This window comes from Nocardia vinacea NBRC 16497, assembly GCF_000308835.1.
GTDB lineage: Bacteria > Actinomycetota > Actinomycetes > Mycobacteriales > Mycobacteriaceae > Nocardia > Nocardia vinacea.
In genome coordinates this window covers 21,728-45,574 of sequence record NZ_BAGN01000052.1, presented here as the reverse complement: position 1 = coordinate 45,574, position 23,847 = coordinate 21,728, and the positions used below count along the sequence as shown (strand labels likewise).

Annotated in this window: 21 protein-coding genes and 1 tRNA gene; 11 read left to right on the top strand and 11 right to left on the bottom strand. The window is 66.6% G+C overall.

Annotated features, from left to right (window positions below):
* Positions 1-11 precede the first annotated feature (11 nt).
* Positions 12-647, top strand: coding sequence for a Maf family protein (locus ON44_RS06305; protein WP_040686943.1), 636 nt, complete (start codon positions 12-14; stop codon positions 645-647).
* Here ON44_RS06305 and ON44_RS06300 read toward each other — a convergent pair.
* The gene (locus ON44_RS06300; protein WP_040686941.1) at positions 573-1,397 is read right to left on the bottom strand and encodes a helix-turn-helix transcriptional regulator; all 825 of its coding nucleotides are present in this window, start codon (positions 1,395-1,397) and stop codon (positions 573-575) included. The genes ON44_RS06305 and ON44_RS06300 overlap by 75 nt on opposite strands.
* A gap of 167 nt (positions 1,398-1,564) precedes the next feature.
* Between ON44_RS06300 and ON44_RS06295 the strand changes: the two genes are divergently transcribed.
* The 3 genes from ON44_RS06295 (at position 1,565) to ON44_RS06285 (ending at position 5,491) form a co-directional block, all read left to right on the top strand.
* Positions 1,565-2,479, top strand: coding sequence for a sulfurtransferase (locus tag ON44_RS06295; RefSeq protein ID WP_040686939.1), 915 nt, complete (start codon positions 1,565-1,567; stop codon positions 2,477-2,479).
* 163 nt (positions 2,480-2,642) lie between these two features.
* The gene (locus tag ON44_RS06290) at positions 2,643-4,448 is read left to right on the top strand and encodes an acetyl/propionyl/methylcrotonyl-CoA carboxylase subunit alpha (protein ID WP_040686937.1); all 1,806 of its coding nucleotides are present in this window, start codon (positions 2,643-2,645) and stop codon (positions 4,446-4,448) included.
* A 74-nt stretch (positions 4,449-4,522) separates the two neighbouring features.
* Complete coding sequence (locus ON44_RS06285; RefSeq protein ID WP_051181622.1) at positions 4,523-5,491, top strand: patatin-like phospholipase family protein; 969 nt, start codon at positions 4,523-4,525, stop codon at positions 5,489-5,491.
* On the opposite strand, the gene ON44_RS46550 is transcribed toward ON44_RS06285, so the two are convergent.
* Positions 5,444-7,471: a serine/threonine-protein kinase gene (locus tag ON44_RS46550; RefSeq protein WP_051181621.1), complete on the bottom strand. Its 2,028-nt coding sequence runs from the start codon at positions 7,469-7,471 to the stop codon at positions 5,444-5,446. The genes ON44_RS06285 and ON44_RS46550 overlap by 48 nt on opposite strands.
* 202 nt (positions 7,472-7,673) lie before the next feature.
* A complete protein-coding gene (locus tag ON44_RS46545; protein WP_051181619.1) occupies positions 7,674-9,683 on the bottom strand; it encodes a serine/threonine-protein kinase in 2,010 nt (669 codons plus the stop codon).
* Positions 9,684-9,877: 194 nt separating this feature from the next.
* Here ON44_RS46545 and ON44_RS06270 point away from each other — a divergent pair, with 194 nt between their 5' ends.
* The gene (locus ON44_RS06270) at positions 9,878-10,291 is read left to right on the top strand and encodes a DUF1707 SHOCT-like domain-containing protein (RefSeq protein WP_040686935.1); all 414 of its coding nucleotides are present in this window, start codon (positions 9,878-9,880) and stop codon (positions 10,289-10,291) included.
* Positions 10,291-10,629, top strand: a complete 339-nt coding sequence (locus ON44_RS06265; RefSeq protein ID WP_040686934.1) for a hypothetical protein — start codon at positions 10,291-10,293, stop codon at positions 10,627-10,629. Before ON44_RS06270 ends, ON44_RS06265 begins: the two co-directional genes overlap by 1 nt.
* Positions 10,630-10,642: 13 nt before the next feature.
* Here ON44_RS06265 and ON44_RS06260 read toward each other — a convergent pair whose 3' ends face one another.
* The 3 genes from ON44_RS06260 to ON44_RS06250 all read right to left on the bottom strand — a co-directional run bounded on the left by ON44_RS06260 (position 10,643) and on the right by ON44_RS06250 (position 13,885).
* Positions 10,643-11,854, bottom strand: a complete 1,212-nt coding sequence (locus ON44_RS06260) for a YVTN family beta-propeller repeat protein (RefSeq protein WP_040686933.1) — start codon at positions 11,852-11,854, stop codon at positions 10,643-10,645.
* A 164-nt stretch (positions 11,855-12,018) separates the two neighbouring features.
* Positions 12,019-13,368, bottom strand: coding sequence for an L-lysine 6-transaminase (gene lat, locus ON44_RS06255; RefSeq protein WP_083897682.1), 1,350 nt, complete (start codon positions 13,366-13,368; stop codon positions 12,019-12,021).
* Positions 13,369-13,432: 64 nt separating this feature from the next.
* Entirely contained in the window at positions 13,433-13,885 is a 453-nt protein-coding gene (locus ON44_RS06250; RefSeq protein WP_040686931.1) for an Lrp/AsnC family transcriptional regulator, read from the bottom strand.
* Positions 13,886-13,994: 109 nt separating this feature from the next.
* Between ON44_RS06250 and amaB the strand changes: the two genes are divergently transcribed.
* Together amaB and ON44_RS06240 are read left to right on the top strand one after the other, a co-directional pair.
* On the top strand, positions 13,995-15,524 hold the full coding sequence (amaB, locus tag ON44_RS06245) for an L-piperidine-6-carboxylate dehydrogenase (protein ID WP_051181617.1): 1,530 nt from the start codon (positions 13,995-13,997) through the stop codon (positions 15,522-15,524).
* 160 nt (positions 15,525-15,684) lie between these two features.
* Positions 15,685-15,758: transfer RNA gene (locus ON44_RS06240), tRNA-Met, on the top strand.
* Positions 15,759-15,899: 141 nt separating this feature from the next.
* Here ON44_RS06240 and ON44_RS52340 read toward each other — a convergent pair.
* Positions 15,900-16,244, bottom strand: coding sequence for a hypothetical protein (locus ON44_RS52340; protein ID WP_040686929.1), 345 nt, complete (start codon positions 16,242-16,244; stop codon positions 15,900-15,902).
* Between ON44_RS52340 and ON44_RS52335 the strand changes: the two genes are divergently transcribed.
* Positions 16,183-16,407: a DUF3761 domain-containing protein gene (locus tag ON44_RS52335; protein ID WP_245567027.1), complete on the top strand. Its 225-nt coding sequence runs from the start codon at positions 16,183-16,185 to the stop codon at positions 16,405-16,407. The two genes, ON44_RS52340 and ON44_RS52335, sit on opposite strands and share 62 nt — an antisense overlap.
* A 560-nt stretch (positions 16,408-16,967) precedes the next feature.
* Positions 16,968-20,435: an indolepyruvate ferredoxin oxidoreductase family protein gene (locus tag ON44_RS06230; RefSeq protein ID WP_040686948.1), complete on the top strand. Its 3,468-nt coding sequence runs from the start codon at positions 16,968-16,970 to the stop codon at positions 20,433-20,435.
* Here ON44_RS06230 and ON44_RS49985 read toward each other — a convergent pair.
* The 3 genes from ON44_RS49985 to ON44_RS06220 are packed head-to-tail and all read right to left on the bottom strand — an operon-like array spanning position 20,416 to position 22,517.
* The gene (locus ON44_RS49985) at positions 20,416-20,694 is read right to left on the bottom strand and encodes a hypothetical protein (RefSeq protein ID WP_157187062.1); all 279 of its coding nucleotides are present in this window, start codon (positions 20,692-20,694) and stop codon (positions 20,416-20,418) included. The two genes, ON44_RS06230 and ON44_RS49985, sit on opposite strands and share 20 nt — an antisense overlap.
* Positions 20,695-20,733: 39 nt before the next feature.
* Positions 20,734-21,573 (bottom strand): SDR family oxidoreductase, encoded by an 840-nt coding sequence (locus ON44_RS06225; RefSeq protein WP_040686927.1) that lies wholly within the window; start codon positions 21,571-21,573, stop codon positions 20,734-20,736.
* A complete protein-coding gene (locus tag ON44_RS06220) occupies positions 21,570-22,517 on the bottom strand; it encodes a patatin-like phospholipase family protein (RefSeq protein WP_040686925.1) in 948 nt (315 codons plus the stop codon). The genes ON44_RS06225 and ON44_RS06220 overlap by 4 nt, the downstream gene beginning before the upstream one ends.
* 69 nt (positions 22,518-22,586) lie before the next feature.
* On the opposite strand from ON44_RS06220, the gene ON44_RS06215 reads away from it, so the two are divergent.
* A complete protein-coding gene (locus tag ON44_RS06215; protein WP_040686923.1) occupies positions 22,587-23,216 on the top strand; it encodes a TetR/AcrR family transcriptional regulator in 630 nt (209 codons plus the stop codon).
* On the opposite strand, the gene ON44_RS06210 is transcribed toward ON44_RS06215, so the two are convergent.
* Positions 23,206-23,751 carry a histidine phosphatase family protein gene (locus ON44_RS06210; protein ID WP_040686921.1) on the bottom strand — a complete coding sequence of 182 codons (546 nt, stop codon included), beginning with the start codon at positions 23,749-23,751 and terminating at the stop codon, positions 23,206-23,208. The genes ON44_RS06215 and ON44_RS06210 overlap by 11 nt on opposite strands.
* Between the last annotated feature and the right edge of the window lie 96 nt (positions 23,752-23,847).

Below are 23,847 nucleotides of genomic sequence, written 5' to 3'. Positions count from 1 at the left end.
CGACTGATCGGATGACGAGACTCGTTCTCGCGTCCGCGTCGCCCGCCCGCCGCGCGGTATTGCGCTCGGCGGGCATCGAACCCGTCGTCCGGATCTCTGATGTCGACGAGGACGCCGTCGCCGCGGCACTGCCGCCCGGCACGGCGCCGGAGGTCGTCGTGGTAGAGCTCGCGCGGGCAAAGGCGCGGTCGGTGGCCGCCACGATTCCGGATTTCGCCGCGGATTGCGTTGTGGTCGGCTGTGATTCGATGCTGCTCGTCGACGGCGAACTACAGGGCAAACCGCATACGCCCGAGGTCGCGCGGGCCCGCTGGTCCGAAATGGCCGGGCGCAGTGCGGATCTCATTACCGGCCACTGCGTTCTGCGCATGCGCGACGGCGAAATCGTCGCCCAATCCGTCGACTGCAGTTCCACCACAGTGCATTTCGCCAAGCCCGAACCCGAGGAGCTGGACGCCTACATCGCGACCGGCGAGCCGTTGCAGGTCGCCGGTGCTTTCACACTCGATGGCATGGGCGGTTGGTTCGTCGATCGCATCGATGGCGATCCGTCGAGCGTTATCGGGATCGGACTACCACTGCTGCGCCGACTGCTTGGCGACATTGGGGTCGGCATTGCGCAGCTGTGGCGCCACTCGCCCAGCTGACGGCGGCGCGATCCGCGGCTCCGCCCCGGCCTCCGCGCCGATCGGCACCGGTGTCGCGTCGCGCTCCGGCTCCCGGAGCACCTCTTGATCGCGCCGCACGTCCTGGTCCCGCCGCGCCGCCATGAGTTCCAATCGAACGACGCAGAGCTCCGGCTCGACGAACGGTTGCAGCCGGACATTCACCTCACCGCGCACGCCGTTGCGGTCGAGCACCTCTTTGATCAAGCCCAGGTGCACGCCGCACACCACCTCGGAATGGGTGCGCGCGAGTTCGCGCAGCGGGCAGGCGGTGAGCCGGATCAGGACGTGCTCATCGGTTTCGGTGGCCGCGTCACGCTCCGGCGCGAAACCCAGTTCGGACATCAGCGTCATAGTGACGTCCTTGGCGTCCTCCAGCGATTCGACCGCGTGGTCACCCGCGTCGAGTTTGGCGCCCCAGGCACGTCCGGCGGCAATGGCCGCCTCGGACCGACGCCGCGGATCGGGACCGAGCTGGTCGGCTAGGACCTGGGCCAGTTCCTGATAGCCAACCGATCGCTGGACCGCGCTGTAGCCGATGCGCGGACGCCCACGGCCGCGCGGTGGTTGTTGGAACTGCCGCACCAGCGATTCCCTGGTAAGCACATCCAGATGGAACCGAACAGTGGTGACGTGCTGTCCGGTGATTCTGGCCAGTTCTTGGGCGTCGAGAGGTTCGCTGGCGCCACGTAGGATCGCGAGCAGTCGACGCCTCGGCCAAGAATCGGACATAGCTCACCCCTCCTCCCGGGAGACTTTATCGGATGAGGGTGCGATTTATTCGCCCATTCAGCCGATTTGTGATCTGAAACGAGTTTCACTAACGCCTCACACCTAACATCGGCGTGAGACCCGAACCGCTATAACCACCCGTCTACCTCGCGTGAAGGACCCATATCGTGCCCGTTGCCCCGGACTCTCATCCTGCCTTCGGTTCGTACGCACATCCTCACCGACTAGTAACCACAGAGTGGCTGTCGGCAAACATCGGCACGCCGGGGCTGAAGATCATCGAGTCCAATGAGGACATCCTGCTCTATGACATCGGTCACGTTCCCGGGGCCACCAAGGTCGATTGGCGCGGCGACCTCAACGATCCGGTTACGCGTGACTATATCGACGGTGCCCGGTTCACCGAGTTGATGCGCGCCAAAGGAATCGAGCGCGACGATACCGTGGTGATCTACGGCGATCGCGGCAACGCGCAGGCCGCGCACACGTTCTGGGTCTTCACCCTGTTCGGGCATCCGGATGTGCGACTGCTCGACGGCGGACGGGACGCGTGGATCTCCGAGGTGCGCGACACCACCTTCGACCCGCCCTACCTGCCGCGCAGCGAATATCCGACGGTCCGGCGCGACGACAGTTCGGTGCGGGCGTTCCGCGAGGATGTGCTCGCCCATCTCGGCAAGCCGCTGATCGACGTTCGCTCCCCCGAGGAGTACTCCGGTGAGCTGATCCAACCGCCGGCCAATCCCGAGGACGCGGCGCTGCGCGGCGGACATATTCCGACCGCGGTGAACATTCCGTGGACCGAGGCCTTCCACAGCGACGGGCGCTTCCGTTCCCGCGCCGAATTGGACGATATCTATGGCGCGCTGGCCGTCGCGGACGATCTGGTCGTCTACAGCCGGGTCGGCGAGCGGTCCAGCCACACCTGGTTCGTGCTGACCTATCTGCTCGGGTTCGAAAACGTGCGCAATTACGACGGGTCCTGGACCGAATGGGGCAATTCGGTTCGCATGCCGATTGCCAAGGGGTATGAACCGGGTGACGCACCGACGGCCGGTACCCGCAAGGCGCGCGCCCGATAGCCGTGATCTGGGCGCATCACAGCCGAGGGCCCATTGTGATGTGTGACCTACTGCGGAGTAGGCCTATCCGAGTGCGGCGGTTGTTGGCAGACTGCCTACACTCGCCCGAGACGGAAGTATGTCGACCACGGGGCGACCAAGAAGATTGCTAACAGGAGGCTCAGTGCCCAGCCATGCCAGCGCGCGGATATCGAAGGTACTCGTAGCTAACCGAGGCGAGATCGCCGTTCGCGTGATCCGGGCGGCCAAGGATGCCGGTATCGGCAGTGTCGCGGTGTACGCGGAGCCGGATGCCGATGCCCCCTTCGTAAAGCTCGCCGACGAGGCGTTCGCCCTCGGTGGGCAGACCTCGGCCGAGTCGTACCTCGTCTTCGACAAGATCCTCGATGCTGCGGCCAAGTCCGGTGCCGACGCCATCCACCCCGGCTACGGATTCCTTTCCGAGAACGCCGACTTCGCCCAGGCTGTCATCGACGCCGGGCTGATCTGGATCGGCCCCTCCCCGCAGTCCATCCGCGACCTCGGTGACAAGGTAACCGCGCGCCACATCGCCGAGCGCGCGAAGGCGCCGATGGCGGCGGGCACCAAGGATCCGGTCAAGAACGCGGCCGAGGTGGTGGAGTTCGCCGAAGAGTACGGCGTGCCCGTCGCGATCAAGGCCGCCTTCGGTGGTGGCGGTCGCGGTATGAAGGTCGCGCACACCATCGAGGAGATTCCGGAGCTGTTCGACTCCGCCGTCCGCGAGGCCACCGCGGCGTTCGGTCGCGGCGAATGCTTCGTCGAGCAGTACCTGGACAAGGCCCGCCACGTCGAGGCGCAGGTAATCGCCGACAAGCACGGCAATGTCGTCGTTGCCGGTACCCGCGACTGCTCGCTGCAGCGCCGGTTCCAGAAGCTGGTCGAGGAGGCGCCCGCGCCGTTCCTGACCGATGATCAGCGCGCGCGGATCCACGCTTCGGCCAAGGCCATCTGCAAGGAGGCCGGTTACTACGGTGCGGGCACCGTGGAATACCTCGTGCAGGGCGACACCGTGTCGTTCCTCGAGGTGAACACCCGCCTGCAGGTCGAGCACCCGGTCACCGAGGAGACCGCCGGAATCGACCTGGTGCGTCAGCAGTTCCGTATTGCCGAGGGCCATGAGCTGGCGATCAAAGAGGATCCGACGCCGCGCGGGCACGCCTTCGAGTTCCGGATCAACGGTGAGGACGCCGGCCGCGGCTTCCTGCCCGCACCGGGTCCGGTGTCGGTGTACCAGGAGCCCAGCGGCCCCGGTGTGCGTGTCGATTCCGGTGTGGTGCAGGGCAGTGTGATCGGCGGTCAGTTCGACTCGATGCTGGCCAAGCTGATCGTCACCGGCGAGAACCGGGAGCAGGCGCTGCAGCGGGCCCGGCGCGCGCTGGCCGAATTCCACGTCGAGGGGCTGGCGACGGTCATCCCGTTCCACCGCGCGATCGTCGAGGATCCGGCGTTCATCGGTGACGGCGAGAAGTTCGACGTCTACACCAAGTGGATCGAGACCGAGTGGGTCAACAACGTCGAGCCGTACACCCCGGCCGGTGCCACCGCTGACGAGGACGAGGATCTGCCGCGGCAGAAGGTCGTCGTCGAGGTCGGTGGGCGTCGGGTCGAGGTATCGCTGCCGGGCAACTTCACCGTCGGCGCCGGCGCCGCGGGTGCGGCCAGCAATGGCGCCGGAGTGATCCGCAAGAAGCCCAAGCCGCGCAAGCGTGGCGGCGCAGGCGGCGGCGCGGCCTCAGGTGATGCGGTCACCGCGCCGATGCAGGGCACCGTGGTCAAGGTCGCGGTCGAAGAGGGCCAGTCGGTCGAGGCGGGCGATCTGATCGTGGTGCTCGAGGCCATGAAGATGGAGAACCCGGTCAACGCGCACAAGGCCGGTGTGGTCACCGGACTGTCGGTGGAGGCCGGCGCGGCCATCACCCAGGGCACCGTGCTGGCAGAGATCAAGTAAACAGCTGGCGAAGACCGTCTCGGAGCGGGCGCTGGACACCGACGTCCGCGCCCGCTCTGTCGTATCGTGGTTCGGTGACCAGCTCTGCCGTCGTCCCCACCGTCGCGGAGGTCATCCGCGGCCGACGTGAATCAGCCAGCCGCGCCGACGGATATCGCCTCGCCTTGGTCGTCGAGGGTGGTGGCAGCCGCGGCGTCTACTCCAGTGGGATGGTGCAGGCGCTCGACGAACTCGGGCTCTCCTCGGTCTTTGATGCCGTGTACGGCACTTCGGCCGGTGCGATCAACGGTGCGTGGTTCTTGTGCGGGCGGGCGCTGGCGGCCATGCGGGCGTGGACCGATCCGGTGATCATGCGACGTGCGGTCGATCCGGCGCGACTGCTGCGCGGGCGGCCCGCCTTCGACCTGGACTACCTGGTGAACCAGGTGTACGACGGCATCGAGCCGATGGATTTTCCGGCAATTCTGGCCAATACCACCACCTTTCATCCGATCGGCACCGATATCCGCACCGGGCGCGCGGTCGATCTACGCAGGCACATCGTCGACAAACCCACGCTGATGACCGCGCTGCGGGCCTCGGCGGGGCTGCCGATTCTCGCCGGTCCGCCGGTGCCGCTCGGCGGTGCCGAATATCTCGACGGCGGACTGTCCGAAACGGTGCCGATCCGCACCGCGGTGCGTGACGGTGCGACGCACGCCTTGGTGCTGCGCACTCGACGCACCGATGAAAAGCGCCCAGCCGCGCCTCGGCTGCACCAGGTCGTCGGGGGTAGCTATCTGCGCGTCAGGGCACCAGGGGCTTACCGCGCCTGGCTGCAGCGGCCGCATCAGCAGGCCGTCGAGGACAACTTCCTGGCGGGGCTCGGGGATGCGGCTCTGCAGATCCACCCGCCCCTCGGCTCCCCGAATGTGGACAGCGCCGCGCGCGATACCGCGCTGCTCTCCGAGGCATTGACGATCGGGCGGCAAGCCGTGCATGCGGCCCTGGCCGCGCTAGTTCAGCTCGACGGTGGCGCCGTTGGAGAGCATGAAGTCGTGTAGTTCGAGCCGACTCGGGGTGGCGTCCTGCGCGACGTCGAAGACCAGCTGGGTGGTAGCCGATTGGCCGGGCTGGAGTTCGAACGAATAGCCGTAGCGGCGCTGGGTGGTCTGCCACATGGTCGCGATCGCGTTGTGGTCGACCTGGCGGCCCTGAGTGTCCACGAGACGTTGACCGACGGGCAGGAACCACTTCGGCTCGTCGGAGATATTGCGGACCGCGACAGTGACCACGGAGTAGGAGCCGCCCGCATTCTGCAATCCGATCCGCGGGACACCGGAATCCACCGAGGTGACCACGAATTCGAACTTGCCGTCGCGCACCGGGCTGTTCAAACCCGCAGATACCGGCGCTGGCGGCTCGGCTGATTGCGCGGTATCCCCGTCGCGCACCGCAACCGATGGATCGGCCGTGCGCGTGCCGCCGCCGCTGCCGGTATTGCCGAAGGCGATCAAGGCGGCACAGCCCGCAGCCAGCATGAACGGGGTCAGGATTATGACGACGAGTGCGCCGATCAGCCTGGACAGGAAGGACTTGCGGCGCCTCCGCTGATACTTGCGTGGCGGTGGTGCGATCCATGGGCGGCGCTGTGAGACCGACCAGCGAGGGGCAAGCGGAGCCCGCTTCGGTTGTGGTGCAGCTCGTTTGGCTCGTGCTGGCGGGCGGATGACCGGTGTCGGTTGGACCGCAGCACGATTCGGTGCCCACGGTGAATGCTGCGGTGCGGCGGGTCCCGCTGGTGGGGGCGGTGCCAGTCGGGTTGCCACGAGTGTCGGCGTGGGGCCGGGCTCCGGGAGGACCTTGGTGGGATGGAGCGGCTTCGGCGACTCTACCAATGGTGCTGGTGATTCCGCCGATGATGTCGGCGTGGGTGTCTCTGCCTGCGTCGGCGGGTCGGTCACGACTCGCGTCGACAAGTGCGTCTCCACCCGTGTCGGTGTCGGCTGCACATCTACTGCCTGCCGTCGCGCCTGCGGTAACGGCGCATCTGGGAGCGGCGGCTGCGGTGCTGCCGACTGCGGCACATCTGGGAGCGGCGGCTGCGGTGCTGCCGACTGCGGCGTACGTGACTGCGGCGCATCCGGAGGCTGGGCTGGTGGAGTCGGCGACTTGGGGGTCGAATGCTGGGGCGAGCTAGGTGTCGATGAATGCGGTGCGGGGTGTGGGACGCGCGCGAAGGCGGTGGCTGTGTAGGCGGCGGCGGCGAATTCACGGGCGGTGGGATAGCGGTGGGTCTGGTCCTTGGCCATGCCGCGGGCGATTACCGCGTCCAATTCCGGTGGGACCGCTGGGTTCACGGTTGAGACTCGGGGCGGGTCGGTCATCAGGTGGCCGTGCATCTGACGGGCCGGGTCGGTGTCGCCGTAGGGGCGGCGGCCGGTCAGGCATTCGTAGAGGACGCAGGCCAGGGAGTAGACGTCGGAGCGGGCGTCGACGGTGCCGTTGAAACGTTCCGGCGCCATATAGGCCCAACTGCCGATGGCCATGCCGGTGGCGGTGACGGCGGTCTGGCCCAGGCTCTGCGCGATGCCGAAATCGATGAGATATGCATGCCCACCGGTGCCGACCAGGATGTTCGACGGTTTGACGTCACGATGGATCAGCCCGGCTCGATGCGCCGCATCCAGACCCGAGGCCGCCTGCGTCACGAAGTCGACGGCCGCGGCAGGTGTCAAAGTGCCCACCCTGGTCAGCATTTCGGCCAGGTCGATGCCATCGATGTACTCCATATCGATGTACAACCGGCCGTCGAGTTCCCCGAAACCGTGAATCGGCACGATATGCGGATGTCGCAGACTCGATCCGAGCCGCGCCTCCCGCTGGAACCGCTTTCGATAGTCCACATCAGCGGCCACCTGCTCCGCCAACACCTTCAGCGCGACCGTGCGCCCGGTTTCGCTGTCATGCGCCAGCCATACCGCCCCCATGCCGCCCCGCCCGAGCAAACGGTCGAGCCGGTACTTCCCGAACTGTTCCCCCATCACTGACCTCCATCACTGGGACGAGGCAGGTGGCCGCGCCGTTGCGGAGTAGGGCGGCAACCCGATCGAAACCGCATCGCCCGAACCTATCCCCGACCCTAACCCCGCCACCCACCCTCGAACAGTGTGACCTCCCCTACGTAGTCCTACTCAATCGGCGACACGACCGCTGCAAACACCGGGGTGTACCACTCGGCACTGCTTACTTGCCCGGCTTGGCGCGGCCGCCATGGCCGGGCTTGCCCTTGTTCGGCTTATCGTTGCCCGAGTCGCCATTGGCCGAGTTGTCCACATGCGGATTTCCATTGCCAACGATCGTGGGTTCCGACGGCTGTTCGGGTATCTCGCCGAAGGGCTGCGCGGGAACCCAATTCGCGCTGCTACCACCCACAGTTCGACATGCGAGCGGTGTCCCGTCGGCAGCAGTAGTAATGCCGTCGATATCCGGATCGCACAGCTGCCCTACACCCGGAATCACCACATTCGGCGACGCCGCCTGCGCCGATTCGGTCGGCACCGACGATCCGGGAACAGTAGGCGTAGGCCTGCCGGATGACGGTGCCGCGGAACTCGTTTCGCCCCCCGGCCGCCCCAACCACAGCGCCAACCCGATCACAGCAACCAACGCAGCAACAGCAACAGCCGCGTGCCGCGGACCAACTCCCCACAAACCCGCACCCTCCCCCGACAACTCAACATCTCGCCCCGACTCCCCCACACCCCCACCAACCCACGTCGACACACCCGAAGTCTCAACATCCCGCGTCCGCTCAGCCGCGGCCGCACCGCCCCGGCCCGACTGCCGCCCAGACCGGGCGCCCCACATCGAATCACGCACACCACCGACATCACGCATTCCCTGACCTGCGGCCTCACGGCCCCGCATAGGCGCGCCCACAGACCCGCTGACCCGCGCCGATTCAGGAACAGACCTAGCGCCACGTATCCCCGCACCCACGGCTCCACCGCCCCACGCCGACTCCCGCACAGGCCCGGCATCCCACATACCGGCCGCTTCGACCCCACCGGCCCACATCGTCTCCGGCACAGGTTGAGCCTCCCCCGCCCTCGTACCTTCAGACGAGCCGCCTCGCATCAGCTCATAGACAGGTTGAGCGGCCCGAATCTCCGAGCCCTCGGACGGGCCGCCCTGCACCGCAGCACGCGCAGACCCGGCATCTCGCATCTGCTCACCCCCGGACCCCAAGGCCCCCATCGAGGCAGCTGCTGACTCAGCGACCTGCATCGGCTGGACTCCGCCAGCCCGCATCGGCTCACCGGCAGACTCCGCGACGCGTGGCCCGGCACCGGCGCCGAGCGACTCGGCCGCACGCCATGGCTCGGGCAGACCAAGGTTTGTCGGCACGGTTTCCGCGACGATCTCGACTGTCGAGGCCTCGCGGCCGGTCACCGCGGCATACGCCGCGCAGGCGAATTCGCCTGCGCTGGAATAGCGTTGGCTGGGGTCCTTGGCCATGGCGCGGGTGATGACGTCGTCGAGGGCCGCGGGTACGGCAGGGTTCAGGGTGGCGGCGCTGGGTGGGGCGGTCAGCAGATGGGCGCGCAGTTGCTGTGGAGAGTCGACATTGCCGAAAGGTCTTTGGCCGGTGAGGCATTCGTATAGAACGCAGGCCAGTGAGTACTGGTCCGCGGGCGCGTCGGCGATGCCGTCGAAGCGCTCCGGCGCCATATATGCCAGGGTGCCGACCACATTGCCGTGGGCCGTGATGGCGGGTTGGTCGATTCGATGTGCGATGCCGAAGTCGATCAGATGGACGAACCCGGTCGGGCCCACCATGATGTTGGACGGTTTGACGTCGCGGTGCACCAAGCCGACCCGGTGCATGGCATCGAGCGCCTTCGCGGTCTGCGCGATGATCGCCACGGCACGCGCCGGATCCAGCGGCCCGGCTTCCCGCAGCAATGCGCTGACATCGGTGCCCTCGATGAACTCCATATCGATATAGAGGCGGCCGTCGAGTTCGCCGAAGGTGTGGATCGGAACCCGGTGCGGTCCCGGAGCGTGCGCGGCCAGGCGGGCCTCCCTGGTGAACCGCAGTCGGCAGGTCGGATCGGCGGCGTGCGAGCAGGCCAGCACCTTCAGAGCGACGGCACGGTCGGCGACGGTGTCCAGGGCGAGCCAGACCTGCCCGGTCCCACCGGTGCCGAGCAACCGATCGAGGCGGTAGTGGCCGAACCACGTCTTGCCCATGTCGAACCTCCTACTACCTTCCGTTCGTCTTTTAGCTACCCGAAATCCGCACCGGCATTACAGATTCCGCGAATTGTTCCGGCCGCAGAGGCGATCATGGCGCAACCGGCCCGCTCGGCGCCGCGAAATCCGACGAGCACGACCTCGATGCGGCAGCGCGGGAGCGTTCAGCAAAAGCCGCTAGCCTTGCTGTTATGAGTGACCTGCCCGAGATTCGCATCGGCACCGCGGAGCGCGAGCATGCGATGCAGCGCCTGTCCGATCATTTCGCCGCCGGGCGGCTCAGCGTTGCGGAGTTCGATGAGCGCAGTGCCGTGGTCGCGGCCGCGCTGACCCGCGGCGACCTGGAGAAAGTCTTCGTCGACCTGCCCGAACCGGCCCCCGTTGCCGCGGCGCCCGCCAAGCGCGACTCCGGGTTCATCGCCGAGTGGCCGGAGCGGGTGATGGCGGTGATCCCGATCCTCGCCGTCATCCTCTTCTTCGTCACCGGCAGCTGGCTCTGGTTCCTCGCCATCCCGCTCTCGGGCGCACTGCTGTTCGGCGGTCGGCACGAGCACCAACGCCGCCGCCCACGCGACCGTCGCCGCCGCCGGGAACTGGAGGACTGATGGAGCCCATCGAAATCAATGCGGGCACCTGGTACCTGCGCGCCCTGCGCGCCGACGACCGGATCGATGACCGACCCGCCCTCGCCGACGGCGGTATCACCGATCCGAACTACGTCACCCTTCGCACCGAGCAGTGGGATGACGGATCCCACTTCTCCTGGGCCGTCTGCGAACCCACCACCGCCGAACTGGTCGCCGAAATCGTCGTCACGCCCGGTGCCGGCGACACCGCCGAACTCACCGGCTGGGCCCGCCCCGGTTACGAGCCCGCCCTCGAAACCGGCACCACCGCGGTCCGGCGCTTCGTAGAAGGCGGCCTCGGCCTCCGACTCCCTTGAGCCAGAAGCCGACTCAGCGCATCACACCCGTGTGTCCGGTGGAGTAGCGGCCCGGCTGCGGCCAGATGATGAGTCCGTGCGGCCCGCGCCCAACGGGTATGCGCGCCAACAGGTTCCAGTTCTCGATATCGATGGCGTACACCTCACCGTGGTGTCGACCCGACACCCAGAAAACGCGCCCGTCCGCGGAGAGGTTGCCCATATCCGGACTGCCGCCGCCCGGTATGAACCACTTGTGCACCAGTGCATTCGCGGCGAAATCCCAGACGGAAATGCTGCCCTCGTGCCGGTTGGTGATGAGCATCTGTTTGGAGTCGCGAGTGACATACAGGCCATGCGTGCCTTTGCCGGTCGGCACGAAACCTGTGTTCTCCCAGGATGATGCGTCAATGGTGTAGATGCCGTCCGCGACCATATCGGCGATGAAGAAGGTACGCCCGTCCGGGGACAGCTTGACGTCTTGCGGCTTGCCACCACGACCTCCCGGCAGGTCGATCATCTTGACCACCTTGCGCTCGGCCACATCGAAAACCAGCATCCGGCCGATGAATTCACAACTGGCCAGGGCGAATCGACCGTCGGCGGTGAAGTCCATATGGTCCACGCCCGCGCAGTCGGGTACCGCGAGGGCGTGCACCTTCTGCCAGGTGTGCGGATCGTAGAAGTCCAGCGACTTATCCGCTTCGGCGACGACCAGCGCGTACCGGCCATCCGGCGTGTAGTACATGTTGTAGGGGTCGCGCACCGGGAAGGGCTCGCCGGGTTTGCCGGTACGCGGATCGATCGGCAGCAGGGTGCCCCCGCCGATCGGCAGATCATTGGTGACATACAGCGTCTGCATGTCATAGGACGGCACCACATGCTGGGGTTCCCGACCACCGGCCGGGAACTTGTCGATCACCTGGAAGGTTGCCGGGTCGATCACCGAAACCGAATGCGATTCGCTGTTCGGCACGTAGACCAGGGGCCGATGGTCGGCCACCGCCGGACTCAACTCCCGGTTCGCGGCATAGACGTCGGTCGGCGACAACGGCGGCGGCATGCCGGGTAGCAGATTCCCCAGATGCGGCGGTGCCGCGCTGGTCGTGGCGGCGACCGTGGTGGGCGGCGGAGTCGTCACACCCACCGATCCGGCCTCGCTCGGGGCGCACCCCGCGACCGTCACGAGGACGGTCAGCGAGGCGAGCAGTGGTGCGCAGCTTCGGTGATTGCGCTGTCGGTTCACGCGCTGCACCGTGCCAGGAGGTGGTGAAGACGAGATGACATGGGTGCGAAGCCTAGGCGCTGCCGCCCGGATTCCACTGCAATCCCGGCCAGAGCGCAACGGATTGCCCGAATCATCCGGAAATACGTACTCGGACAGTCAAATTTCCGTTTGCGGTCGGATAACTATCCGGCGTCGTCGAGTACCCGATCGAGCGCGTCGACCACGGTGTCCAGCTCCGATTCGGTAACGGTGAGCGGTGGCCGGAACCGGATGCCGCGTTCGCCGGTGCCGAGAATCAGCACATGCTCGCGTTCCCGCAGCGTGGTCAGCACCTCGTCCCGCAGTTCGGCCGAGGCCAGTGTGATGGCGCACATCAGCCCGCGTCCGCGCGGTTCGGTAACCCGAGGATGGTCGGCCGCAAGCTGCTCCAGACGCCGCAGCAGATGCGCGCCGAGCGGCCGTGACCGCTCGATCAGCTCATCGCGCTCGAACACCTCGAGGATGCGCCGGGTCCGCACCATATCGGTGAGATTGCCGCCCCAGGTGGAATTGAGCCGAGAGCTGACCACGAAGACGTTGTCGGGCACCTCGTCCACCCGACCGCCCGCCATGATGCCGCAGATCTGGGTCTTCTTACCGAACGCGACAATATCGGGCTCGAGCCCGAGTTGTTGGTAGGCCCAAGTGGTTCCGGTCATGCCGACACCGGTTTGCACCTCGTCGAGAATGAACAGCGCGTCGTTCTCGTGACAGAGTCGCTGTACGGCCTGCAGGAACTCCGGACGCAGATGACGGTCGCCGCCCTCGCCCTGGATCGGCTCGGCGATGAAACACGCTATGTCGTCGGGGTTTTCGGCGAAGGCGCGGCGCGCTTGGTCGAGTGCGTGCGCTTCTGCGGCGTCGATATCGACACCGTTGGCCAGGAACGGCGCATCGATGCGCGGCCAATCGAATTTGGGGAAGCGGGCCGTCTTCACCGGGTCGGTGTTGGTCAGTGACATGGTGTAGCCGGTGCGGCCGTGGAACGCTCCGGTCAGATGCAGCACCTTGGTGCCGAGTTCCGGTGCGCGCCCGTGGGATTCGTTATGCCTGCTCTTCCAGTCGAACGCGACCTTGAGCGCGTTCTCCACCGCCAGTCCGCCGCCGTCGATGAAGAACAGGTGCGGTAGCCGGGGATCGCCCAGCACCCGCGCGAAAGTGTCGACGAAGCGGGCCATCTCGACGGTGTACATATCGGAGTTGCTCGGCTTGTTCAGCGCCGCGACGCTCAGTTCGGCGCGGAACTCTTCGTCGTCGGCCAGGGCGGGATGGTTCATGCCGAGGGCATTCGAGGCGAAGAAGCCGAACATATCGAGGTAGGAGCTGCCGTCTCGTTCATCGACGATCAGGCAGCCACGGGATTTCCGTAGATCCAGCACCAGGTCGAATCCGTCGGCGAGGATGTGCGCCGACAGGATCTCGTGTACCCGGGAGGCGGGGGTGACCGGTGCAGTGTCACTCCCCGCGCGGGTGCGCTCCAGTTCGATGGTCACACCCGTAGGGTACGTAAATCTTTACGAAAGTTCTACGGAATAACGGAGTAATTACGGTCAGAGGCTACCTGTCGTAGAATGTCTGCAAGATGATGGTGCTTCGAGTTCGCACGTTGGCGGTCGCCCTGATCTCCTGTAGCAACTGCTCGAGGTGCCGAGGAGAAGCCACCCGCACCAGCAACACGTAACTCTCGTCACCGGCCACCGAGTGGCATGCCTCGATCCCCGGGATATGTTGCAGCACGGCAGGCGCGTCATCGGGTTGCGAGGGGTCGAGAGGAGTGATGGCGACGAATGCCGACAACAGCTGCCCGAGCGCCTCTGGATCGACATGTGCGGTGTAGCCACGGATCACCCCGCGCGCCTCTAGTCTGCGGACCCGCGATTGCACAGCAGACACCGATAAGCTCGCCTTTTCGGCCAGATTCGACAGGGTGGCGCGACCATCGGCCATCAGTTCACGAATCAGCAGGCGATCGATGTCATCGAGTACGGGTCTTGCCGGTGTATCCGCCATCAGCGAAGGCTAACCCAGCGGAGGCTACTCGTGGCGAAAACTTTTGCGCCTTGACGGACCGTACCCATCCGATATTGTTCGCCGACCCAAAGCTAAAGCGGAGCAACCGATGACAGACACGCTCGACGACCACCTGACCAAGGACCTGGCAACCCGCTCGGCCGAACTGCTGCACACACTTGGCGCGCCGACACCGGTCGCGGGCGAGCTGCCCGCACGGACGCCGATCACCGGTGGCACGCTCATGACCCTGTCCGCCGATTCCCTCGACGATGCGGACGCGGCGATCGGGCGGGCGGCGGCAGCCTTCCGCGGCTGGCGCACCGTACCCGCGCCGGTGCGGGCGGGGGTGGTGCGGCGACTGGCCGAACTGCTCACCGCGCACAAGGCCGAACTCGGCGAGTTGGTCACCCTGGAGGCGGGGAAGATCGGCGCGGAGGCCGTCGGCGAGGTGCAGGAGATGATCGATATCTGCGAATTCGCGATCGGACTGTCGCGCCAGCTCTACGGCAAGACCATGCCCTCGGAGCGGCCCGGACATCGGCTGATGGAGACCTGGCATCCGCTCGGCGTGGTCGGGGTTATCTCGGCATTCAACTTCCCGGTCGCGGTGTGGGCGTGGAATACCGCCCTGGCGCTGGTCTGCGGTGACACGGTGGTGTGGAAGCCGTCGGAGACGACACCGCTGACGGCGCTGGCCTGCCATACGCTGCTGCGCCGTGCTGCGGCCGATGTCGGCGCGGATCCCGAAGTGCATCAACTGATTCAAGGTGGCGCGGAGGTCGGGTCTCGGCTGGTCGAGGACGAGCGGGTGGCGCTGGTGAGCGCGACCGGTTCGGTCCGGATGGGCCGTACGGTGGCGCCGCGGGTGGCCGCTCGGTTCGGGCGATGTCTGCTGGAGTTGGGTGGTAACAACGGCGCGATCGTCACGCCCACAGCGGATCTGGAGCTGGCGGCGCGCGGCATCGTATTCGCGGCGGCGGGTACGGCCGGACAGCGCTGTACGACCTTGCGTCGGTTGATCGTGCACGCCGATGTCGTCGGGCCGCTGCTGGATCGCGTGGCCGGGGCATATCGACAACTGCGCGTTGGCAATCCGCTCGACGACGGTGTGCTCGTCGGCCCGCTGGTCAACGGCCGTGCCTACGAAGGGATGCGCGCGGCGATCGATCGTGCGCTTGCCGACGGCGGCGAACTGGTCTGCGGCGGCGAGCGAGTCGACGGCTTCGGCGACGACGCCTTTTACGTGCGCCCGGCGATCGTGCGCATGCCCGCCCAGACCGCCGTGGTCCGCGAGGAAACCTTCGCACCGATCCTGTACGTGCTCACCTACCGCGACTTCGACGCCGCTATCGACCTGCACAACGGTGTTCCGCAAGGCCTTTCCTCGGCCGTCTTCACCGCTGACCAGCGCGAGGCCGAACGCTTCCTCGCCGCCGACGGCTCGGACTGCGGCATCGCCAACGTCAATATCGGCACCTCCGGCGCGGAGATCGGCGGCGCGTTCGGCGGGGAGAAACAGACCGGCGGCGGGCGGGAATCCGGGTCGGACTCGTGGAAGGCATACATGCGGCGGGCGACCAACACCGTCAACTACTCCGATCAGTTGCCATTGGCGCAGGGCATCCAATTCGGCTGAGCCACAACCTGTCCTGCCTTTCGGCGCATGCCTCGACGATGTCGTCGGGGAGAGGCCGAATAGCGCGAGGCGCGGGCTTTGCGCGCCGCTCACGCATGTGCGGCAGAGCGGATAATCGCTCGCGCGGACCACCGGCATCGACGTAGCGTTGCTCGTACGACGCGGGGTGGAGCAGCTGGGTAGCTCGCTGGGCTCATAACCCAGAGGTCGCAGGTTCGAATCCTGCCCCTGCCACTGATGGTCCAGGCCGACCGGTTCCAAACCGACTGGCCTGGACCTTTTTTCGCTGGGGGCGCTCTGCGGCGAGTCGCCGGGAGTGTCGGTAACGGGATGTATGCCAGGCCGATTGAGCGAGTAGCCCAGGCACCCAACCCTTCAGACCGGCCTGGCAGCGTCTCGGTAGGGGAACATGAGTAACCGCTTCAACACCTTCGTCGGCACCGGACTCGCATTCGCGGGTGCGCTCACACTGCTGCTCAGCGGCTGCGCGCCGCAATCGAGCGGCCCCGGGCTCAGCGCCGCGACGGCGTCGGTCACCACGTCCAAGGCCACCTCGACACCGGTTGCGACAACGTCGCCGCAGTCGACCACGACCACCGCAGCTCCGACGACCACATCGCCGACCACCTCGGTAGCACCACCCGCACCGCCTGCGCCGATCGCCTCGGTACCGCCCGCAGCGGCCGCCCCACTCGCCCAATCCCAATCCTCCTGCGGCAACGACTCCTACCTCAACTCGGACAACCAATGTGTCCACCGCCCCCAGTCCGCTCCCGCCGCCCCGCCCGGAGCCACCGCACGCTGCACCGACGGCACCTACAGCTACAGCCAGCACCGCTCCGGCACCTGCTCCCACCACGGTGGCGTCGCCGCCTGGTTGTAACTCCCGGCCACCGAAGCGGCGACTCCGCGGATGAGGCGCACCTGAGCCTCCCGCACGCCGTGATGGGCGCATCGGAAAGCCCGCCTTCGAACTGGGCACCCACTCGAGGGGTACCCAGTTACGACAAGGGGTGCCGGGGTGTCACGAACCCACCTGCTCCGCATGAACTCGCGCTGCCCGCACGAATTCACCCGGCCCGCCCGACCTGCTCCGTGCGCGAATTCGCTTGGCACACATGAGTCCCCAGCGCATGAACTCACCTGGCGGGCCGCGAACTTCGCTTGGGGACCCGGACTCGGCTGGTGCGTGAGCTCCCTGGCGCGGACGACTTGCCCGAGTGGTCCGGTGACGTGATGCGATCATTCCGGCTCGCGTGGCCGAGGTCACATTTCACCTCGCATCCTGCACAACTCATGCCCACTAGTCGAGCTACAAATTGAGCAGTCTGCTCAGCGTGTCGCATATCAGTTGTGCGTTCAGCTCTACAAGTACAGGATGACGGAAAGAAATGCTCAACGAAGCGAAGCGCCCGATCGGTGCCTCGCGGACGGGTGGACTACATGACCGAGCTCGCGGACCGCGAACTGATCCCAGCCCCCTATGACCTGGCCGACCGCTACCGCGTCGGCGCGGGCACCGTTGTCCTCACCGGCGTCCAGGCGATTGCCCGACAACTGGTCGAGCAGCATGTTCGTGATCTGCGCGCCGGACGCCGGGTCGGCACCTTCGTATCCGGATATCAGGGCAGCCCGCTCGGCGGCGTCGACAAGATGCTCAGCGGGATGCCGAATGTATTGGCCGAGCACGATATTTCGTTCGTCCCCGGATTGAACGAGGAACTCGCGGCGACCTCGGTGTGGGGCAGCCAAGCGGATCTGCCCGCGGGCGAGGCTACGCATGACGGCGTTGTCGGAGTCTGGTACGGCAAGGGCCCCGGTCTCGATCGCGCGACGGACGCGTTGCGGCACGCCAATATGTACGGCGCGAATGCCCGTGGCGGTGTCCTGTTGCTGGTCGGCGATGATCCGGCGTCCAAGTCCTCGACCGTGCCTGCGGTGAGTGAGCGCTCGCTGGCCGCGATGGGGATCCCAGTTCTGTTTCCGCGCAACGCCCGCGAGATCATCACGATGGGCCTGCACGGTGTCGCCCTCTCGCGGGCATCGGGATGCCTGGTCGCGCTGAAGATCGTCGCCGATGTCGCCGACGGCGCGTGGACAGTCGACGGCTCGGTCGGCGATATCGACATCACCGTCCCCGAGATCGAATGGGAGGGAAGGCCGTTCACCTACCTCCAGCGGCCGATGGCCGCGCCGACGGACAGCGTGCTCGCCGAGGCCGATCTGTACGGGCCGCGCTGGAAGATGGTGCAGGCCTACAGCGCACTCAATGAACTCGACGTCATCGAGGTGAATCCGACGCGCGCCCACATCGGAATCGCCGCCACCGGAACCACATTCGACGCCGTGCGCCAGGCACTGATCGATCTCGGCGTCGACGATGACGCACTGCATCACGCCGGGGTCCGACTGCTGCGCATCGGCATGCCGTATCCGATTGCACCTGGTCGGGTCCGGCAATTCGCCGAGGGGTTGGAGCGGGTCGTGGTCGTCGAGGACAAGACCGCGTTCATCGAAACGCAGATCCGCGAAATCCTGTACGGCACTGCCGATGCGCCGCAGATAATCGGCAAGCGCGATGCGGAGAACCGGCCGCTGTTCGCGCAGGACGGCGAGCTCACTTCGGGTCGGATCGTGGCACCGTTGCGCCGCGCGCTGCAGCGGCGGCTGGAGATGAAACGTCCCTTGCCACAGCCACTGTCGCTCGCGGTGCTACCTGCGAAGCGGGCGGCCTACTTCTGTAGCGGCTGCCCGCACAACCGGTCCACCGCCGTGCCGGAAGGGTCGATCGCCGGTGGCGGCATCGGCTGCCACACCATGGTCACCATGTCCGGCCGCGAAGACACCAAGGTGACCGGGCTGACCCAGATGGGCGGCGAGGGTGCGCAGTGGATCGGTCAGGCTCCGTTCACCTCGGTGCCGCATCTGTTCCAGAACATCGGTGACGGAACGTATTTCCACTCCGGACAACTCGCGGTGCAGGCGTGTATCGCCGCGGGCGTGAATATCACCTACAAGCTGCTCTACAACGATGTCGTCGCGATGACCGGCGCGCAGGACGCCGAGGGCGCACTCGCGGTACCCATGCTGACCCACAAACTCACCACCGAGGGCGTGCGGCAGATCATCATCTGCGCCGATGAACCCAAGAAGTACCGCAAGCGCGACCTCGCCGCCGGAACCCTGCTCTGGCACCGGGATCGGCTCGACGAAGCCCAGCGCACCCTGCGCGAGATTCCCGGCGTGACCGTGCTCATCTACGACCAGCACTGCGCCGCCGACGCGCGCCGTCGGCGCAAGCGGGGCACGCTGCCGGTCCGGCGGACCCGGGTGGTCATCAACGAGGCGGTCTGCGAGGGCTGCGGCGATTGCGGTGTCAAGAGCAACTGCCTTTCGGTACAGCCGGTCGATACCGAATTCGGCCGCAAGACCCGCATAGACCAGACCTCGTGCAATACCGACTACAGCTGCATGGACGGCGATTGCCCCTCTTTCGTAACGGTCGAGCTTCCCGCGAAAGCCGAGAAGCGCAAGACAACTCGACGCCCCGAGCCGCCGCAACTGCCCGACCTGCCGAACGGCGCACCGGCGACGACCCAGAACGTATTCCTCGCCGGTATCGGTGGCACCGGAATCGTGACGGTCAACCAGGTGCTTGCGACCGCGGCGTTGCGCGCCGGGTACGAGGTGGCGAGCCTGGATCAGATCGGTCTGAGTCAGAAGGCCGGGCCGGTCGTATCGCACCTGCGCTTCACGAGTGGCGAATTGGAGCCGGCGAACCGCCTGACGCCGGGTTCGGCCGACTGCATAGTCGCGTTCGACCTGCTCGCCGCCACCGATAACAAGAATCTGGCCTACGGCTCGAAGCAGACCACCTTGTCCGTCGCGTCGACCAGCAAGACCGCGACCGGAGAAATGGTCTACGACAAGTCCGTCGCGTATCCCGAAGAGCGCGAACTGCTTTCCCGGCTCGAGCAGGTATCCCGTTCGGTGCGCTCGTTCGACGCGCTGGCCGCAGCCGAGGTGCTGTTCGGAAATACCGCCGCCGCCAACTTCCTGCTCGTCGGCGCCGCCTACCAGATCGGCGGCCTACGCATACCCGCGTCGGCGATCGAGGAGGCCATCGAGATCAATGGCGTTGCGGTGCATGCCAATATCGCGGCATTCCGTTGGGGGCGGGTGGCGATCGCGCGGCCGGACGAATTCGCCGCTGTCACCGCGCGAAAGACCCACAAGCGCGCCGAGATCGCGATTCCGGCAGACCTTTTCGACGGGGTGAGCGCGACAGGTGAGACCAGGCGGCTGCTCGAACTGCGTGCCATCGAGCTGATCGGCTTCCAGGGAGTACGCGTCGCGCGCGACTATATCCGCACCGTGCAACGCATTTGGGAGGCAGAGCAACGCGTCACCGATCGCACCGAGTTCAGCGAGCAGGTGGCCCGCGGCCTCTACAAGTTCACCGCCTACAAGGACGAATACGAGGTGGCCCGCCGCTTGACCGACCCCGCCTTCCTCGACCAGGTCAGCCAGCAGCTCCCCGACGGCGCCAACCTCACCTACCGTCTGCACCCGCCGATCCTGCGTGCCATGGGCCGCAAGAAGAAGATCGGCCTCGGCCCCCGCAGTCACCTCGCCCTGCGAGTCCTCGCAAAGGGAAAGCGCCTGCGCGGCACCAAGTTCGACCCCTTCGGCTATGCCCACGTCCGCCGCGTCGAACGCACCTTGCTCGCCCACTACACGGAAATGGTGACCACCCTGGCCACCAACCTCACCCCAGCCGACTACGACCGCGCAGCCAAGGCCGCCGCACTTCCCGACATGGTCCGCGGCTACGAGGACATCAAACTGGCCAATGTCGAGCTCTACCGAAACGGCCTGCAGGATCTCGGCATCAAGCCCCCGCAGCTCTAGCAGCCGCACCGACCGGACACCCCGTCTCCGCATCCGGGCACCCCACATACGCGGGGTGCCCGGATGCGAGCGGGTTGCCCGGTCGGTTCAGATACGGAAAGTCCGGAACCAGTTTGCCGAGGCGTGGTGTGGGACGGGCCGATTTCGGCTGCGGAGCGCGTCGACGCAGCCATCGGGCGGGGTGGTCCAGATCTTGCCGGACCCAGCGGATGACGATCCAGCCGAGCGCGCGCAAGGCGTCTTCGCGACCCTTCTGCACCGAATTGGGGATAGCGACGAGGCTGTGGATAAGTTTCGGCTATTCGGTGATCGAACGGACCTGCTGTTCGTATTGCGCGCGGGTTTCGGAGTCGGCGGGGTGCAGGGCGCGGTTGCCGTCGAGGAGTCTGCGAACGAGGCGGACCGCGCGTTCGGGGGCGGCGGCCAGGGCTATGTCGATGGGACCCAGGTAGTTCGGGACGGCTACCTCGGCCTTGCGGGTTTCGCAGGTTTGCAGGATGGCGGCGGCGACGTCTTCGGGTTCGACGGTGGGCATGCCCTTGCCGAGCGCCAGGCCGGAGGAGAGGCGGGTGCGGACGGCCGACGGCATGACGCAGCTGACGCTGACCCCCTGCGGCGCGAACTCCAAACGTGTCGCGGCGGACAGGCCTACTGCGGCGAATTTGCTCGCGTTGTAGACGGCGAGGCCCGCGACCGGGATCTTGCCCGCGAGCGAGGCGACATTGACGACGTGGCCGCGGCGGCGCTCGATCATGCCGGGCACCACTGCGCGCATGCCATGGATGAGACCCCAGACGTTGATATCGATGGTCGCGCGGCCGACCGCGTCGGACTCGTCGAGGAACGCGCCCGCGGGCATGACACCCGCGTTGTTGACGAGAACATCCACCGCACCGAAGTCGGCGACGACCTTGTCCCACTGGTCGCGGGCACGGACGTCGAGCTCATAGGCGCGCGCACCGATAGCCGCAGCGGCGGATTCGGCTGCGACAGTATCGACATCGGCAATGGCGATTTCAGCGCCCTTGGCCGCGAACAGTTCCGCGGTCGACTGTCCGATGCCGCGGCCCGCGCCGGTGATCAGCACCCGCGCGCCCTTCAGGTCGATATCCGGATAACCGTGACCGAGAATATTCATGCGAAGGCTCCTTGTTCCAGCGCTCGGCGAGTGCTGTGCAGACTGTGTTCGAAGGTTTCGAGACGGCGGCGTCCGTCCATGAAATTCGGGCCCATTACCTCGAGATCGTCTGCGGTGGCACCGATCACGAGGACGCGCGTACCTGCCGCGCGCAACACCCCGACCTCGGCGGCGAGCTGGGCGCTCATGCGGCTGCGCAGCTGCCGCTCCAGGAAATGACCGGGACCGGTCGCGGGGACTTTTTCGACGGAGGCCATCGGCGCGAGCACCAGTACCTCGTCGAGTTGTTGCGCGGCAAGCAGATCAACCGATGCAGTCGATCCGGCGCCACCATCGATGAAGCGGCGTCCGGCGATCGATACGGGCGGGAACCAACCGGGTACTGCCCACGACGCGCGCAGCGCCTCGCCCAAGGCTGCCGACGGTGCATCGGGCGAACCGAACGGAACCCGTTCTCCCGTCGCATAATCCATGCCGACCAGCCAGGTCGCGGGATGAGATACCCAGGAGCGGCCGGGATTCAGGCGATCGGCCAGGTGTTGCAGCCAGCTCGCATCACCACCGCCGATCGGCAGTAGGCCGCTGCCCGCGGTGAGCAACCGCTGTCCGGTCGCGGGCGCACGCAGACTCAAAGCCAACTCACCCAGCCGGGGCCGGGGCAGCGGGGGAAACCGTCCGGGTTCGGAACGCATATGCGCCGACAGAATCGGATTCGTCGAGGTGCCGCGCTGCATGGCGACGAGTTCATCCACACCGATACCGCTGCCGAGCAGGGTGACCGTCTCGGCACCCGCCGACGTGCCGAGCAGCACATCCGCCTCCCGCGGATCCCAGTCGAGCACCTCGCGGGTGGCGGCCAGCGCGGCGACGATCCAGGCGAACCCGAGCGTGCCGCCGCAGCCGATGGCCAGGCCGCGCCGTTGCGACCGGTTTTTGTTACCCATGGTTTCAAACACTAGCAGAATTCAAATACCTTCGGTATCCGAAATCCAACGGTACGTAGAATCTGCGGTATGGCACGTCTGACCCGGTCCGAAAGTCAGGCCCGTACCAGGGCCGATCTGATCGCGACCGCACGCGATCTCTTCCTGACCGAGGGCTATGCGAAAACCAGCCTGGAGCGAGTCGCCGAGGAGGCGGGCTACTCGAAGGGCGCGGTCTACTCGAACTTCCGCACCAAAAAGGAGCTGTGCCTGGAGGTGCTCGGGCTGATCCACGCGACGAAATTCGGCGAGGTGGCCGATCTGATCGCGGCCGGCGAGACACTCGACGATCAGCTGGCGCGATTCCACGAATGGGCCGAGCACACCATCGGCGATGTCGGCTGGACCATGCTCGAATTCGAATTCGCCACCGTCGCCCGCGACGATCCGGAACTGCAGGCCGCGCTGGTCTCCAGCCTCGCCATGATGCGCGGCGCCGTCGCGGCGCAGGTGCAGACGCTTTCGGACACGATCGGAATCCCGCTGCCGATGTCCGCAGCGGATGCCGCGACCGCGATCCTGAGCATGGGCATCGGGCTCGGCATGCAGCGGGCCGTCGATCCGTCGATTCCGGTGCGGCTGATCACCGATGCGGTACGACTGCTCGTGACGATGGGCGATGGACCGCTGCGGGCGATGAGCCCGGATCTCACGCCGTGAAGTGCAATGTCCATTCGCCGCGGTAGTGCAACCGGGTGACGCTACCCGGCGGAATGTCGATCCGCCAGAACGATTTCGGCGGCGCGTCCAAGGTCACCAGCAGCGCCGCACGGATCACCGCCGGATGGGTGACCGCGATGGTGGACATGCCTTCGGAGGCGATTTCGGCCATCCAGTACCTGGTCCGCTCGACCACATCGGTCACGGATTCGCCACCGTGACCACGGAACTGCGGGTCGGTCAGCCAGGCATACAGCTCATCCTGCGGCACCGACATCAGTTCGCCGCCGCGCCACGCGCCGGCATCCAGATCACGCAGCCGGGCGTCCTCCTCGCCCGGAAGTCCCATCAGCGCAGCCGTTTCCACGGTCCGGCGTTCGGGTCCGGTGAGCACGCGCGCCGCGGTCAGGCGGCCACACGCCGCGATTGCTCGGCGACCGGCCTCGGTCAGCGATTCGTCTACTGGAAAACGTGCCTTTCGCATCGCCTCGGTCATGCCATGGCTGACCAGGTCGAGTCTGAGCACCTTTTGCACGGTTGGAAGCGTACGGCGCGACGCTGGCGGCCGTACTTCGATTGCCACCCCTTCGCTCGGGCCGCGAGCCATTTGCCGGACTCGAGGTATTCCGGC